Below are 15,696 nucleotides of genomic sequence, written 5' to 3' on the forward strand. Positions count from 1 at the left end.
GGTCGTGCCGACTATTGAAGAACGGGGGCGGTCCCCTGTGGAGCCAAGGCGGCCCTGCGGCCGGTAGAGCAAACAAGCGCTCATGGCAGCACCTCCAATTGAAAGTTTGCGAGGAAAGACGCTGTGAGATCCTGCGCGGTGAACCGGCGGTCATCTGTCGGCTCGGACCTTGCGAATTGGCGCGGCAGTTCGCGATCGAGATCCATACGCAGGCCTGCCATCAGCATGCCCTGCAGGTTCCCCCCGCCCAGCCTTGCACGCTTGGCCAAACCGAAGGCGCATCGGGCGGGGTGCCGTGCGTGGTAGGGATCATCCTTCGGAAGGCGGGCATTTCTGTCGATGACAAGAATGGCCAAGGCGGCCGCTTCCCGCCCCAAGCGCTCGCAAATTGAGCCCCATCCAGCAGGCCCTATGCCAAGTTCGGCACAGGCCTGTGCGGAAGCTTCGATCAAGTTTACCGGACTGGGGCCGCCCAGAGCTTCGACCCGCATCCGATAGGAGGTCGACGCGAGAAGCATGGCTTGGCGCGGCGTGACAGAAGCCGCTTCGCTCGCGGCCGGAGCCGTACGAAGGTTTTTAGAGTGTTTAAGAGGGGTATATGGTGCACCTGAAATTTCCGACGCGTCGGCAGTTTCTGCATCACCATCGGAAATTTTGGTTGCACCACAGGCTTCGGAAATAGCCGTCCGAACTGCCTGCAAGGCAGTAAGAAGCTCCTCAAGGCGGGCCTTGTCCTGCAAGCGTGACGTGCGCCCGCCCGGTAGGATCGCATCCATCTTCCGGATTGCGCCAGTGTCTCCGCAGGCCTGAATGCGACGTCGCACGAGCTGGATCTCAGCACGAAGGACTTCCAACGCGGCCCGCTCTTCGCTGAGCTCCTTCTGGAGGTCGAGAAGACGGGCTTGCTTTTCCTGCGTGAGCAGCGGCGCCAGGTTGATCCCGGCTGCCCATTCGATCTGGTCCGCACTGTCCCGCTTGCCAAAGCGGCGGCCGTTCTTTCCGAACGTGCGCTGGATCAGCCCGGCCCGCTCGAGCGATGTCTCGATGTTCCAGATCTGCCGGGGGCTACAACCAAGTTCTCCCGCCATGGCATCAACGCTATTCCAATGTGCGCAGATCGCCCCGCACCGAAAGTCGCCTTCTCGGCACCACTTGATGCAGAGCTCTAGGTAGCGGATCTGGCGCGCGTTGAGCTTCAGGCCGTCCCGGCCAACCTCGCGGATAAGGTCAATCAGCTCCCACTTGCCGCTCATCGCCGCGTGCAGGCCATCATGCCTTTCCGTGACACCTGTCATGCCGCACCTCCCGCAAGGTTCGTCCTTGCAGGCGATTCGGCGATGGCGTAGGGAAGAAGGGTAGCGACAGCTTCGTATCGACCGCTGGTGAGGATGGCCGTCCTCCCAGCGGTTTTTTGTGTTTGTCCTTCGGATTTTCGATCAAGCATCGATCGAGTGCAGACGAAGCTCTTTGAAGAGGCTGCAGTGAGACCTTCAAGCTTCCGAAAAAGCGGGGCGTGTCCGACCAAACGCCACACTCTGACCGTGAGAGAATAAGGGCACGAAAGTTTACCCACCCATGCTAACGCATTGAAACTTTTGGCGACCTTTGCCGTGAGGTTTACACTCAAGCCACTGAATTTGAACGATTCAATTGCGCTTTGGGAGCAGGATGTCGCAGGTTCGAATCCTGTCTCCCCGACCAACTTCCGAAACAGCTGGGAACCAGCGCGGAAAGGCGCCGTGGCGCCTCCTGTTACGCCTCCGCCTCGCGCTCCTGCGCGGCGGCGAAGCGGCGGGCAAGGACGGCGCAGACCATGAGCTGGATCTGGTGGAAGAACATCAGCGGCAGGATGATCGCACCCACCTGTGCCTGCGCGAACAGCACGCCGGCCAGCGGAACGCCCGTCGCCAGACTCTTTTTCGAGCCGCAGAAGATCAGGACGATTCGGTCCTCGCGCGAGAAGCCGAGCCAGCGACCCAGCGCGGTCGCCGCCAGCAGCACGAGCGCGAGGACACCCAGCGAAAGACCGGCGATCAGCGCCAGTTCGCCGATCGTGACACGGCTCCAGAGCCCTTCGATCACCGCCGCACCGAAGGCCGTGTAGACCACCAGCAGGATCGATCCCCGGTCGACGAGACCGAGCACTTTCTTGTTCCGCGTCACGAAGCCGCCGATCCACGGGCGCAGGAAATGCCCGGCGAGGAACGGCAAGAGCAGCTGCACGGCGATCGTCACCACCGGATCGGTCGAGAAGCCGCCCTGCTTGCCGGTGATCAGCACGGCGGTGAGCAGCGGCGTCAGGAAGATGCCCGCAAGGTTGGAAAACGAGGCGCTGCACACCGCTGCCGCGACATTGCCGCCAGCGATGGCCGTGAAGGCGATCGAGGACTGCACCGTGGACGGCAGCAGGGTCAGGAACAGTACGCCCGTCGCCAGCGCCGGATCGAGGCCTGGAATCCTCGAAACGGCCAGACCGATCAGCGGGAACAGCACGAAAGTGAGCGAGGCGACCGAAAGGTGCAGTTTCCAGGCACGCGCGCCATCCATGACCGCCTCGCGCGAAAGCTTCGCCCCGTGCAGGAAGAACAGCAACGCGATCCCCGCATCGGCCACCCCGCCGGCGATCTGCGCGAAGACGCCGCGCGCCGGCAGCACCGAAGCGAGCGCCACGGTGGAGATCAGCAGCAGGATGTAGGGATCAATGTTCAGGCGCGAGAGCAGTCGGTTCATCTGATGTCCAATGCGCCGAAACGAAGGGCACAAGCCTTTCGCAGGGCCAGATTCGAAAAATTGGGCGGGAAATGGCGGTCTCAGCCGGAGACCGGGCCACTGCCGGCGCCCGAGGTACGGATCGCCTCTGCAACAAGGGCAAGGTCCTCGTCCAGCAGTTCGAGCCCGGCAGCGGCAATCCAGCCATCGACCTGCGCGGGGCTTCGCGCCCCGACGATGGCTCCGGTCACCCCCGGCACGGCCAGCGCCCAGGCGACGGCGACCGCGGCCTGCGACACGCCGTGCCGCGCGGCGATGGGCTTCATCGCCTCTGCCACCTGCAGGTTGCGCGTCAGGGCATCGCCGGTGAAATCGGGATGAGTCGCGCGCCAGTCGTCCGACGGCAGGCCTGCCACCCTCCCGGCTGAAAAGCCGCCCGAGAGCAGGCCCGACTGCATGGGGCTGTAGACGATAACGCCGGTGTCATGCGTCAGGCACCAGGGCAGTTCGCGTTCGATGGCCCCGCGCCTGATCGCCGAGAGCGGCGGCTGGAGCGTATCGACATGGCCCAGCTTCTCCGCGGCATCGAGCTGGTCGGCATTGTGGTTGGACAGCCCCACCGCGCGCACCTTGCCCTCGGCCTTCAGGTCGAGCAGCGCGCGCCAGTATTCGTCGATTGCGCTGCCATCCTCGGCCGGCCAGTGCATCTGCAGCAGGTCGATCACGTCCACCCCCAGCCGCTTCAGCGAATCCTCGCATTCGCGCCTGATCGAATCGGCGCGCCCGACCCGGAACTTGCTGTTGCGATCCGCCGGGTCCCAGACCTGTCCGCACTTGGTGAAGACATAGGGCCGCCCTGACGCGGGAATTTCCGCAAGCGCGGCGGCCACGACCCGCTCCGAGTGGCCAAGCCCATAGATCGCCGCGGTGTCGATCCAGTTCACCCCGCGTTCGACCGCGTGGCGGATGGCCCGAATCGAATCGGCATCGTCCTGCGCACCCCAGCCCACGGCCCAGTCCGGGCCGCCGATGGCCCAGGCCCCGAAGCCGACGCGCGTGATCTCCATGCCGGTGCGGCCCAGCTTGCGGGTCGCAAGCGGCGTGGTGCTGCTGGTCGATGTCACGGCTGCTTCTCCCCGGGCCTCTTTGCCCTGCCGCCTCTGGCAGACCGCAAGCGCATGGTCTTGTCCCAGAATACCCCGTCGCTTTGACACGAGGCGCCATTTGCCGCGCCTTTCGCACCGCAACCTAAAGGCGATCCGGGCTCCCAAGCCCGATTTCGCCCTTCAAACCGCAGAAATCCACGACTTTCGGAAAAGTCGCGGGCCGGTGCCGAGGGTCTCCAGTCAAGTACTTATTCGCAATTGCACAAGACCACGCCCCCCGCAGCCGCCAGATTTCCCGCCACGCGGCCACACCAAGCAACGACGAGCCGCAGACCGGGAATGGTTCTGACATCACGTTTCGGGGAGCTCAAATGATCAGCAAGTTTCACATCACCCATGCCCTGGCCTGCACGGTCTCTCTGCTTGCCTTCGCATCCGGCACGGCCCACGCCGCCGAAGCGGATGCCGACGCGGCAGCGGCCGGAAGCAGCGGCATCGCCGACATCGTCGTGACCGCCGAGCGTCGCGAGATCAGCCTTCAGGAAGCACCGCTTTCGGTCAGTGCCGTGACGTCCGAGACGCTCAAGGCCGCCAACATCACCGACATCACCGGCCTCAACGGTTCGGTCCCCGGCCTCGTGGTTGCCCGCAGCGGTGGCGGCGAGCGGATCATCTCGATCCGCGGCATCGGTTCGGAAACCCCCGAAAACACCAATACGCAGCCGGGCGTCTCCTATCACATCGACGGCGTCTACATCTTCAACTCGATCGCCGCGAGCGCAGCCTTCATCGACGTCGCCCAGGTCGAGGTCCTGCGCGGTCCGCAGGGCACGCTGTTCGGCCAGGGGTCGACCGGCGGCACGATCAACGTCGTCACCAACGAGCCGACCACCGACGCCATGACCGGTAACGTCAACGTCGGCATCGGCAACTACAAGTACATGGAAGGCAGCGGCGCGCTGAACGTGCCCGTCACCGACACGCTCGCGGTGCGCGGCGCCATCCAGTACACCAAGCACGACGGCTATGCCCACGCGACCAAGGTTCCCGGCTACGAGAAGTACCAGCTCGACGATCAGGACGAGACCGGCTGGCGCTTGGGCGCCAAGTGGTCGCCCACGTCGAACTTCTCGATCACGCTCAACACGATCCAGTACGACAGCAAGACCAACGGTCCGGCGCAGAAGAACATCCTCGACCCCGAACCCGACGCCCGCCTGCTGACGCAGGACTATCCGGGCCGCTCGGCGGTCAAGACCCAGTTCTACTCGGGCACGATGCGCTACGAGACGCCGTTTGCCGTCATCAAGTCGATCACCGGCTACCAGAAGCTGCACTCCGAACAGGCCTGGGATGCCGACGGCCTCGACACCGATCTGTTCTACGCGTTGACCTACAGCCCGCTCACCTGGGGCGGCTCGACCTACGACCACGTTCCGCTGTGGCAGTCGGACACGGAAAGCTGGAGCCAGGAAATCAACCTGACCTCCAACCATGGCGGCCCCTTCAGCTGGGTGGCCGGCGGCGTCTACCTGCATTCGAAGAACAGCCAGTACATCAACGAATACAAGGGCTCGGACGACCAGATCCTGCGTTCGCCGCTGCCGCTCGACACCGCCTGGAACGATCCTGAAGTCGGCGTCATCACCTATGCCGAGCTGTCCTCGATCAAGCGCGAGCTTTATGCCTTCTACGCGCAGGGGACATATGAACTGACCAGCGACCTCAAGCTGACGGCCGGCGCGCGCTACAACCACGACAAGTCCTCGGGCATGTTCGACAGCGTCGCAGGCGGCGCATCGAGCCAGACCTCGGGCTCCTACCTGCAGCCGTCGTCGACCGGCACGCTCAAGGGCGACGCCTGGACCGGCAAGGTCGCGCTCGACTATCAGTTCACGCCGGACAACATGGTCTATGCAAGCTGGACGCGCGGCTTCAAGCCGGGCGGCATCAACAGCGCCGCGTCCTCGGGCAGCAGCTTCTCGATCCTTCCAGCCTACAAGCAGGAAACGGTCGACTCCTTCGAAATCGGCACCAAGAACCGTTTCCTGGACGATACGCTGCAGATCAACGCCTCGGGCTTCCTCTACAACTACAAGAACATGCAGTTCCTTGAGGAAGACCCCATCCTGTACGGCGAAGGCATCAGCAATGCGCCGAAGGCTCGCGTCTACGGCATCGAGCTGGAAACGACCTGGGCGCCGACCAACCATCTTCGCTTCGACACGTCGGTCTCCTGGCTCGAAGGCGAGTTCACCTCGCACTACGAGGCGCTTGATCCGGCGGCCGCGGCTGCTGCCCAGAACGCGGCCGGCTATCCCGACTGGCTGTTCTGGCTTCCGGACAACTTCTTCCCGGCTGTGATGGCACGCGATGCTGCCCGCGCAGACATCAAGGGCAACCGCGTGCCCAAGCTGCCGCGCTGGCAGGGCACGGCCGCCGCAACGTGGAACGGACAGGTCGGCCCGGGCGAGCTGACAGCCCGCGCGCAGCTGATCTATCGCGGCAAGTACCAGTACCGCCTGTTCAACGATGGCGCGGTCGACATGACGCCGTCCTACACGCAGGTAAACCTGATGGCGAAGTACGAACCGAACGGGACGAACACCAACGTCACCCTTCGCGTGATCAACCTGTTCGACAAGAACGGCATCAACTCGCGCTTCTCCGATCCCTACGGCAGCGCGCAGGTGATGGACACCTACATCCCGCCGCGGCAGGTGATCCTCTCGGTCGGTTACCAGTTCTGACCTGACGGATTTCCCGCACACAAATAACGCCCGGGGCGCGGTGGCCGAAAGGTTGCCGCGCCCTTGTTGCATCTGCGGGACTGGCTTTCCTGCGATCAACTCTTAAGGCGTGCATCATCAAGAGTATGCAGGCGCATCATGAGAGCTTGCATGATGTGGCCGCCCTAGCTTTCCCTGGGCAGCAAAGCCTGCAGGAGAGATAATGCCCCGCAACGCCCAGGTCATGCTTGCCGCATCACTTGCATTCTTTTTCGTTACGGCAACGACCTTCACCTCGCTGGGATACGTCCTCTACACCATGGTCGCAGAGCTCGGCTGGTCGAAAGCGGCCGCCGGTCTCAGTTTCTCGCTGCTGGGGCTCGCCTGCGGCATCGCCAGCCCGCTGCCGCCGATCCTGATGAAGACCATCGGCACGCGCCTGACGATGTTCACCGGCTGCATCGTGCTCGCCACGGGCTTCCTGATCGCCTCGATGATCAGCGATCTGAACTTCTTCTTCGTTGCCACCACGCTGATGGGCATCGGCTTCACGCTCGCCGCCCCTTCCCCGCCCGTCTACCTGCTGGCGACGTGGTTCCCGCGCACCTCGGCGCGGATGATCGGCTTCTACTTCATGATCGGCTCCTCCGGCGGGATCGCCGGGCCGCTGATCGTCGGCACCATCGTCGGCCTGACCGGCGACTGGCGCCTGCACTGGCTGGTCATGGCGATCTGCTCCACGCTGGTTGGGATCGTCTGCCTGATCTGCGTGCGCGACGCGGTGAAGGTGGAGAGCGTGGATCAGGTCAAGGGCATCGACGGCGAAAAGCCGAAGGCAGCCGCGACCTGGACGGTTCGCAAGGCCCTCATGACGCGCAGCTTTGTCATCCTCGCGGTGATCATGACGATCGTGCAGCTCGTCGTCACCAGCACCCATTCGATCCTGGTCGCCCATATCGCCAGCCTCGGCGAAGGCGCCGCCCCCGGCGCGATCGCGATGAGCCTGCTGGCCTTTGCCGGCACCGGCGCGAAAGGCGTGACCGGCGCGGTCTGCGAACGCTACGACCCGCGCCTGATCCTGATCGGCGGTCTCGTTCTGCAGGCAGCCGCAATGCTGCTGCTGTGGTCCACCCCCGTCGTGCTGATCGCCTGCGCGGCGGCAGTCCTGTTCGGCACCGGCTGGGGCATGGCCTGGCTTTCCGCGCATGTCCTGATCCTGCGCTATTTCGGCGCGGCACTGGCCGGCGACATGACCGCGATGGCCACCACCGCCACCACGCTGGCCGTGCTCGGCCCGGTCGGCGCGGGCAGCGTCGCCGATGCCACCGGCACCTACACCCCGGCCCTGCTGGCCTTCTCGATCCTGCTTGCCGCAGGCGCTGCCTTTGCCGTGCTGTTCCTGCGCGCGCCTGTCGGCAGCGCGGACGAGGAGACGGGCGAGGACGAAAACGAAGCGACGGGCGAAACCAAGGCGGTTGGCGAACTCGTTCCGGCCGAGTGAGCCGAAGCCCCGAGGCACCGTGCCAAGAAACACTGCGCCATGCGCAAAGCCGGCGCGGAAGGCAACGGCTAGGGTGTTTCTATCATCGAACGCAACACCAAGGGCCACGCGGCGGTTCGCCAAAAACGGAAACAGGCAATGACCATCCTTACAGACCAGTTCTTCGACAGTCTCGCCAGCTCCAGGCTCGACACCCTGGAGGCCGAAACGCTGCCCCCCGAGTGCTATACGAGCGAGGAATTCCATCGCTTCGAGATGGATGCCCTGTTCCAGCGCGAATGGCTCTGCGTCGGGCGCGAGGAATGGCTGGAAAACCCGGGCGATTTCTTCACCGTGACCCGCGCCGACGAGCCGATCGTGGTGTGCAGGACGCGTGACGGCGCGATCAAGGCGCTGTCGTCCGTCTGTCAGCACCGCGCCATGCTGGTTGCCGAAGGACACGGCAATACCCGCGCCTTCGTGTGCCCCTATCACCACTGGACCTACGATCTCGACGGCGCCCTGGTCGGCGCGCCGGCGATGAACAAGACGTGCAAGTTCGACAAGAAAGAGGCCGCCCTGCCGCAGATCCGGCACGAGACCTGGCACGGCTTCATCTTCATCAACCTCGATCCCGATGCCGAGCCCCTCACCCCGCGCCTTGCCGCGCTGGAACCCGTCGTCGCCAACTACGACTTCGCCTCGCTGCGCGGCCCGCGCCCCGAGGAACCGACGATCTTCCCGTGGAACTGGAAGGTCATGCTGGAGAACAACAACGACGGCTATCACGCCAGCCGTCTCCACGCCGGTCCGCTGCACGACTTCATCCCGAGCGGCCTTGCCAGCTTCCCCGACGTCCCCGCGGACTCGGCGGCCTACTACCGCCTCAACGGCACGCTGCACCCCAATGCCGGGTTCAACGCGACGCAGAAGTCGGTCTTCCCGGTCTTTCCTAAGCTGACCGAAGAAGAGCAGAACCGCCTGCTCTTCGTGAATCTGCCGCCAAGCCTCTCGCTGGTGGTTCTCAACGACACCGTCCTCTATCTCATCATGGACCCGCACTCGGCCGGATCGCACGCGCTGACGATCGGCACGCTGATGGCACCCGAAGCGATGGACGATCCGCTCTACGAGCTGAAGATGAAGATGAACGACGAGGCGGTGGAGCAGATCGTCGGTCAGGACTTCCACGTCGACGAACTCGTCCAGCAGGGCCTGCGTTCGAAGCACGCCCCGCGCGGCCGCTATTCCTGGCAGGAAGGCGCCCAGCGCCTGCTCAACGTCTGGCTCGTCGATCGCTACTGGGCCGAATGGGACCGCCGGCGCGGCCCCTCCGCTCCGGTGACCCAGATTCGCGGCAGCGGCGCCGCCTGAAAAACTTCAACAGCGTCATTCCCGACGGCTGCGGCGTCCGGTTTCGACCGGGCGCCGCCTTTTTTTGTGCGTGGGCCAGGGCGCGTTCCGCACCGACGCCGGCAATCAAGGATTTGTGCGCCCGGCGGCGAGCAAAGTTCCCCTCCATCTCTAGGCCTTGATCCAAGCACAAGGGAGCTAAAGATGACCAACAGCCTGATTTTCTTCGACTTCGCCACCGACGATCCTGCCAAGGCCGGCAAGTTCTACGCAGAAGTCTTCGGCTGGGAAGACGACCCTCGCATGGGAGGCCTCTATCACCGCATGGTTCCGGGCGGATTCTTCAAGAACAAGGACGGGTCCGACAGCGAGATCGGCAACCTGCACTTCGGCGTGTTCGATGCTGGGAACGCCCGCCCCAACCCGAACCCCGAAGGCGTCGAGCCCCGCACGCTTTCGACCGAAGGCCGCAAGGCCCGCATCTGGGTGCTCGTGAGCGAGGACGACACTCCCGAACGCATTCTGGACACCGCTGAAAAGCTCGGCGCCAAGGTCCTGTGGCGCAACCATTACTGGAAGGAATTCAACGGGTTCAACTGGTGCTTCGCCGACCCCTGGGGCAACGAGATCCTGCTTTGGGTGAAGGGTGGTGAAAACCCGCAGATCCCCGAGGATTTCACCCGCGAATAAGGTGCCGGCCCAGGGTCTTGCTGCGCCGCGACAAGTTCTTGTGCGCACCGCCGCAAGACCCGAGGCCCCACCCCTCATAGCCTCGATACATACACACGACGAGTGTCGAGCCCCCTCGGGTCGCAAACCGCGGGATTGGAATGGAGCAGAGCATAATGAGCCGTCTTCCGATCGTCTTCTTCGGACATGGCAGCCCCATGATCGCGCTGGAAAACAATGCGGTAACGCAGACCTGGAAAGAGATGGCGGACCGCATCGGCAAGCCCCGGGCGATCCTTTGCATTTCCGCGCATTGGCAGACGCGCGGCACCGCCGTCACCGCCATGGCCCAGCCGCGCACGATCCACGACTTCGGCGCCTTCCCGCAGGCCCTGTTCGACATGCAATACCCGGCCCCGGGCGATCCCGAACTCGCCGCGCGCGTGCAGGAACTGCTGGCGCCGATGCCGGTCAAGCTCGATGCCAACTGGGGCCTCGACCACGGCACCTGGACAGTCCTCGTCCATGCCTATCCCGAAGCGGACATCCCGGTAATCCAGCTCGGCATGGATGTCGCCAAGTCTCCCGCCGAGCACTGGGAAGTGGGCCGCATGCTGCGCCCACTGCGCGACGAGGGCGTGCTCATCATGGGCACCGGCAACATCGTCCACAACCTGCCCGCGATGGACTGGGGCAACCCGGCCGCGACGCCCTACCCCTGGGCCGAACAGTTCAATTCGACGATGTGCAAGGCGATCGCCGACGATACGCCGCAGACCGTCATCGATTACGAAGCGCTGGGCGATGCCGCGCGCCTCTCGGTTCCCAGCTCGGACCACTTCCTACCGCTGCTCTACGTTCTGGGTGCCAGGCACGAAGACGAGACGGCCGAGTTCCAGCCCCATTTCATCCAGCACAAGTCCCTCAGCATGACCAGCGTCCTGATCGACGCGGCGTGACGCGGACCTGCCCCCATTTACCTGCCTCACAGGAGTTCCGATGGCACTGATCAGCCTCAAGTCCGAGTCCGCCGACAAGGCCGCAACGCCCAGCGCGCTGCACCATCTCAGGGCCACGCCGGAAACGGTCCACTGGGGATACTTCTCCCCGGACATCAAGCCGGCACTCACCGTCAAGAGCGGTGACCTCATCCAGGCGCAGGCCGTCACCCACCACGCGGGCGATGATCCCGAGCTGATGTTCGACGACGACATCCGCCGCATCTTCACCGAGATCGATCCCGCCACCCGCGCGCCGGGCTGCCACATCATGACCGGCCCGATCTACGTCGAGGGCGCCGAGCCCGGCGACATGCTGGAAGTGCGCTATTTCCAGATGAAGCCGCGCATGAACTACGGCTCGAACCTCGCCGCCAACTGGGGCCACCTCTACGAGGAATTCGGCGAGACCGAACGCGTCACGATCTACAAGATCGATCCCAACGCCAACACGGCAAGCGCGCTTTACGCCTACGACGTCGAGGAAAAGTACGTCGTTCCCGGCCGCATTACCCATTGCCCGGAATGCGACCGCTCGCCCGCCCTTCCCGGCATCACCCTGCCCGCGCGCCCGCACCTCGGCACCGCCGGCGTGGCGCCTGCCGTCAACGAGCCGGTGAGCACGATCCCGCCGGGTCTCCACGGCGGCAACATCGACAACTGGCGCATCGGCGCGGGCGCGACGATGTACTATCCGGTGCAGGTCAAGGGCGGCCTGTTCTCGATCGGCGACCCGCACGTGAGCCAGGGCGACGGCGAGATCAGCGGCACCGCGATCGAATCCTCGCTCGACGTGCTGTTCCAGATCATCCTGCGCAAGGACTTTGCGTTCCCCTCGCCGCTGCTCGAAACGCCCGACTGCTGGATCGTCCACGGCTTCGGCGAAGACCTCGACCAGGCGATGAAGGGCGCGTCGATGGACATGCTGCACCTCCTCACCGAGCATCAGGGCCTTTCGCGCAACGACGGCTATTCGCTGATGAGCGTTGCCGCCGACTTCGGCGTGACGCAGGTCGTCGACGGCACGCAGGGCATTCACTGCCGGATCGAACGGCGCATCTTCCCCGAGAAGGGCACCGTCAAAGATCCCGAATAAGACGTTACGATACGTGCCGGGCGCCATCCCAACCGCCCGGCACACCCCCGAAAGGCCAAGGAAGAGACCAGATGGGCTATGAACTGATCGACGTGCGCCCCGTGACCAAGCGGATCGGAGCCGAAATCTTTGGCGTCGACCTCACCAGGCCCCTGGGCAACCAGGCCTACGCGGAAATCCGCGAGGCCCTGATGCAGCACCAGGTCGTCTTCTTCCGCGATCAGCATATCGACCACGAAGCGCACCTGACCTTCGGCCGTGCCTTCGGCAAGCTGCACATGCATTCGGCCGTGAAGGGCCTCGACGATTTCCCCGAGGTGGTGCAGATCCACGCCGACGCCCAGAGCAAGTATATCGCCGGCGACAAGTGGCACTCCGACCTTTCGTGCGATCCCGAACCGCCGATGGGCTCGATCCTCTACATGCACACCATGCCCGAAGCGGGCGGCGATACGCTCTTCGCCAACATGTACGCGGCGTACGAGGCGCTTTCCGAACCGATGAAGGCCTTTCTCGAACCGCTGACCGCGATCCACGACGCGAACCCGGTCTACAAGGCCATCTTCCCGGACGTGGACAAGGTCTACGAGTGCAACACCCACCCGGTCGTGCGCACGCACCCCGAAACCGGGCGCAAACTGCTCTTCGTCAATTCCTCGTACACAACGCGCATCCCCGAACTTTCGAAGGAAGAGAGCAATGCGGTGCTCGGCTTCCTCTACGAGCACATCAAGGACCCGAATTTCCAGGTCCGCTTCCGCTGGCAACCGCACTCGGTGGCCTTCTGGGACAACCGCTGCACGCAGCATTTCGCGGTGTGGGACTACTTCCCCGAAACGCGCTCGGGCTATCGCGTGACGATTGCGGGCGACAAGCCGTTCTGAGGTGGATGAGCTAGATCCTGACCATCTTTGAATGAAACATTCGTCATTGCGAGCGAAGCGAAGCAATCCAGAGCATTGTGGCGCTGCCCTGGATTGCCGCGGCCCTGCGGGCCTCGCAATGACGATTCAAGTTAAAGCAATCACGCTTTCGCTCAGCCCCCGTCCCTGAAACCAATTCCTTCCCGTTCAGAGATTGCCGGTCCTCAGCTCGTGAACAGCGACTTGCGGATCACCGCGTGGACGCCGAAATTCCCGTTCACCACCTGACTCACGCCGAAGTCCACGCCCACCGACAGCAGCGAGATCGCCTCGTCCTCGCTCAATTGCTTGGCCGTCATCAGGAAGCGGCGCGCCTTGCGGAACGCGTCGCGCATGGCGCCATCGATCGAGCTTTGCTTGTAGACCTCGCTCTGGGCGTCCTCGCCGAGTTCCTTGAGGTAGTCGGGGTGGCTGAAGCCCATGATGACCCATTCGGTCTCGGTCTCGATCAGCGGGTAATCGACGTCCTTGAGCTGTTCCATCAGGCTCGATGCCTTGTGATGGACCACCTGGATCAGCGCGGTCATCGAACATTCGATGGCCGTGCCGCACAGTTCGCTGTCGCCCTGCGAGGCATGGGGATCGCCCAGCGACAGCAGCGCCCCCGCCACCTGCACCGGCAGGAACACCCGCGCGCCCGGGCCGGTGCGCCAGTTGTCCAGATTGCCGCCGAACGAGGCGGGCGGAACCGAATCCACCAGACCGTTGTGCGCGGGCGCCACGGCGATGACGCCGAAGTGCGGGCGGATCGGGATCTCGACGTTGCGCAGCACGTCGTAATTGCGCTCGATCTTGGCGGGATCGACCGGAACGCCCGGATAATCGTAGCGGGCATGGGCAACGCCCGAGGGGTCGATCTGTTCGGTCCAGCGATAGGAATAGACCGCATGCGCCGTGGGCGTGCGCGCGCCGGTCGCCTCGACCTCGTAGATCGTCACGACCTCGCGCATTTTCGGCTCGGTCAGCAGGTCCTGATAGTGGAAGCCCCAGTACGTGGCGGCATTGCTGCCGAAGCACTTGCCGGCAAAGCGCGAATTGCCGCTCGGCCGGGGCTTGAGATCGAGAATGCGCACTTCGACGAGATCGCCGGGCATGGCGCCCTCGACGGCAATCGGGCCGGTGCAGATATGCACGCCGAAGCCCTCGCCCGGACCACGCCCGAATGCCGTCGCCTCCATGGGCCCGGCGCCCCTGCGTTCGATGGCCTTGCCGTGCTCGTCCCAGTGATAGACGCTTTCGGCGCCGGGATCGCCCTGCACCATGCGTTCCGGATCGTCGTTGGCGTGATGGGTCAGCGTCTCGATCGTGACGAAGTCGCCCGAGCGGACATGCAGCGCGGGCTTGAGGTCCTTGCTGAAATAGCCCCAGTGCACGGTCTCGGGCGAAACCGGCAGGTGATGGTGGCGGACCGGCTGCCCGTCGGCGAACTTCGCAGGGTCGACTGGCTGCGCGGCGTCGGTCTCGACCTCGGTTTCGTCCTCGATCTCTGCGTCGAGCGAGGCTTCAGGTTCGGCAGCGGCCTCGGCAGCCGTTTCGTTTGCCGGGCTGTCCTGCTTGGCCGCATTACGCTCGCCACGCGCCGGGCGGCCCCGGCGCAGGAGTTCCACCGCTTCCTGCTCCTGCGGCTGCGCCTTGCGGTATTCGCGCGGAGAAATGCCGTACTGCTCGCGGAAAGCGCGGCTGAACGAGGCGGAATCGTTGAAGCCCCATTCGAACAGGATGTCCGAGATCGACTTCTGCACGTGGAGCGGACTGCGCAAGTCGAGTCGGCAGCGTTCGAGGCGCCGCACCTTCACGTAGTGGCCGAAGCTGTCGTTGATCGATTCGAACAGCTTCTGCAGGTAGCGCGGCGAAATGCCGTGCTCGGCGGCGACCTGCTGGTAATTCAGATCGGGGTCGGACAGGCGGATCTCGATAGTCTGGAAAATCCGCTCCAGCAGCGCCGCTCGCATGCCCGCCGCCCCGCCCATGGCCTTGGCCGGGGCATTGTCGAGCAGGCTGGTGACGAGGAATTCGGGAAAGGCCAGTTCGACGGGCCGTGCCTGATCGGTGGTGATGTCCGAAATCGTATCGGCCAGCGATCGCAGCATGCCGGCAAAGACGCGCGCGGTGCCGGTATCGGTGGCGATCTTGCGCGGCTCACCGCCGATCGGCGTCTTGAGGCGCATCGACAAGTCGCTGTGCGGCACCTGGACGATCAGGCTGCGGTTGTCGCCGGCGAAGGCCAGATGCACTGGCGAATCGCCCCGGCCGCAGATCATGTCGCCGTCGCTCAGCTTCAGTGTCTGCTGCGCATCGCGCATCGTCGCGGTGCCGTCGAGGATCATCGCCAGCCAGTAGGTCTGGGGCTGTTCGCGAAAGTCGATCGACCAGGATTGCGGGGTTCCGGTCACCCGGATGAAGTCGATGTTAGTGCTTGAACGGAAATGGATAAGCTCGCCGTACAGAGTCGCTTCGTCGGCCTCGTCGAGCGTCAGCGACAGGCGCTTGAGAGCGAAGCGCCAAGCATCGCGCCGCTGCTCCTTGGGATAAACATTCGTCGTTATTCGCACTTACGGACCACCTGAAAATGGTGGCACCCTTCTCCGGAGAATGAACGCTTCTTAACTTTGGCGACCTACGCCACGGTCTAT

At 64.2% G+C, this 15,696-nt stretch carries 11 protein-coding genes; 7 read left to right on the forward strand and 4 right to left on the reverse strand.

Annotated elements, in window-relative coordinates; translation table 11 throughout:
• Positions 1 to 80: 80 nt before the first annotated feature.
• The 3 genes from NZK81_RS12820 to NZK81_RS12830 form a co-directional block, all read right to left on the reverse strand.
• Positions 81 to 1,295 carry a helix-turn-helix domain-containing protein gene (locus NZK81_RS12820; protein WP_260046483.1) on the reverse strand — a complete coding sequence of 405 codons (1,215 nt, stop codon included), beginning with the start codon at positions 1,293 to 1,295 and terminating at the stop codon, positions 81 to 83.
• Between the two features lie 457 nt (positions 1,296 to 1,752).
• Complete coding sequence (locus NZK81_RS12825) at positions 1,753 to 2,730, reverse strand: bile acid:sodium symporter family protein (protein ID WP_260046484.1); 978 nt, start codon at positions 2,728 to 2,730, stop codon at positions 1,753 to 1,755.
• 80 nt (positions 2,731 to 2,810) lie between these two features.
• A complete protein-coding gene (locus NZK81_RS12830; protein WP_260046485.1) occupies positions 2,811 to 3,833 on the reverse strand; it encodes an aldo/keto reductase in 1,023 nt (340 codons plus the stop codon).
• 353 nt (positions 3,834 to 4,186) lie between these two features.
• On the opposite strand from NZK81_RS12830, the gene NZK81_RS12835 reads away from it, so the two are divergent.
• From NZK81_RS12835 to NZK81_RS12865, 7 genes are all read left to right on the forward strand, one after another.
• A complete protein-coding gene (locus NZK81_RS12835; protein WP_260046486.1) occupies positions 4,187 to 6,565 on the forward strand; it encodes a TonB-dependent receptor in 2,379 nt (792 codons plus the stop codon).
• Between the two features lie 202 nt (positions 6,566 to 6,767).
• Complete coding sequence (locus NZK81_RS12840; protein WP_260046487.1) at positions 6,768 to 8,045, forward strand: MFS transporter; 1,278 nt, start codon at positions 6,768 to 6,770, stop codon at positions 8,043 to 8,045.
• Positions 8,046 to 8,183: 138 nt separating this feature from the next.
• The gene (locus NZK81_RS12845) at positions 8,184 to 9,398 is read left to right on the forward strand and encodes an aromatic ring-hydroxylating oxygenase subunit alpha (RefSeq protein ID WP_260046488.1); all 1,215 of its coding nucleotides are present in this window, start codon (positions 8,184 to 8,186) and stop codon (positions 9,396 to 9,398) included.
• 183 nt (positions 9,399 to 9,581) lie between these two features.
• Positions 9,582 to 10,067 (forward strand): VOC family protein, encoded by a 486-nt coding sequence (locus NZK81_RS12850; protein WP_260046489.1) that lies wholly within the window; start codon positions 9,582 to 9,584, stop codon positions 10,065 to 10,067.
• A gap of 155 nt (positions 10,068 to 10,222) precedes the next feature.
• Entirely contained in the window at positions 10,223 to 11,005 is a 783-nt protein-coding gene (ygiD, locus tag NZK81_RS12855; protein WP_260046490.1) for a 4,5-DOPA-extradiol-dioxygenase, read from the forward strand.
• Between the two features lie 40 nt (positions 11,006 to 11,045).
• A complete protein-coding gene (locus tag NZK81_RS12860; protein ID WP_260046491.1) occupies positions 11,046 to 12,140 on the forward strand; it encodes an acetamidase/formamidase family protein in 1,095 nt (364 codons plus the stop codon).
• 71 nt (positions 12,141 to 12,211) lie between these two features.
• Complete coding sequence (locus NZK81_RS12865; protein WP_260046492.1) at positions 12,212 to 13,024, forward strand: TauD/TfdA dioxygenase family protein; 813 nt, start codon at positions 12,212 to 12,214, stop codon at positions 13,022 to 13,024.
• A 203-nt stretch (positions 13,025 to 13,227) separates the two neighbouring features.
• Here the strand turns inward: NZK81_RS12865 and NZK81_RS12870 are convergent, their stop codons facing one another.
• Entirely contained in the window at positions 13,228 to 15,615 is a 2,388-nt protein-coding gene (locus NZK81_RS12870) for an acetamidase/formamidase family protein (RefSeq protein ID WP_260046493.1), read from the reverse strand.
• Positions 15,616 to 15,696 lie beyond the last annotated feature (81 nt).

Source organism: Novosphingobium mangrovisedimenti (assembly GCF_025153475.1).
Taxonomy (GTDB): Bacteria; Pseudomonadota; Alphaproteobacteria; order Sphingomonadales; family Sphingomonadaceae; genus Novosphingobium; species Novosphingobium mangrovi_A.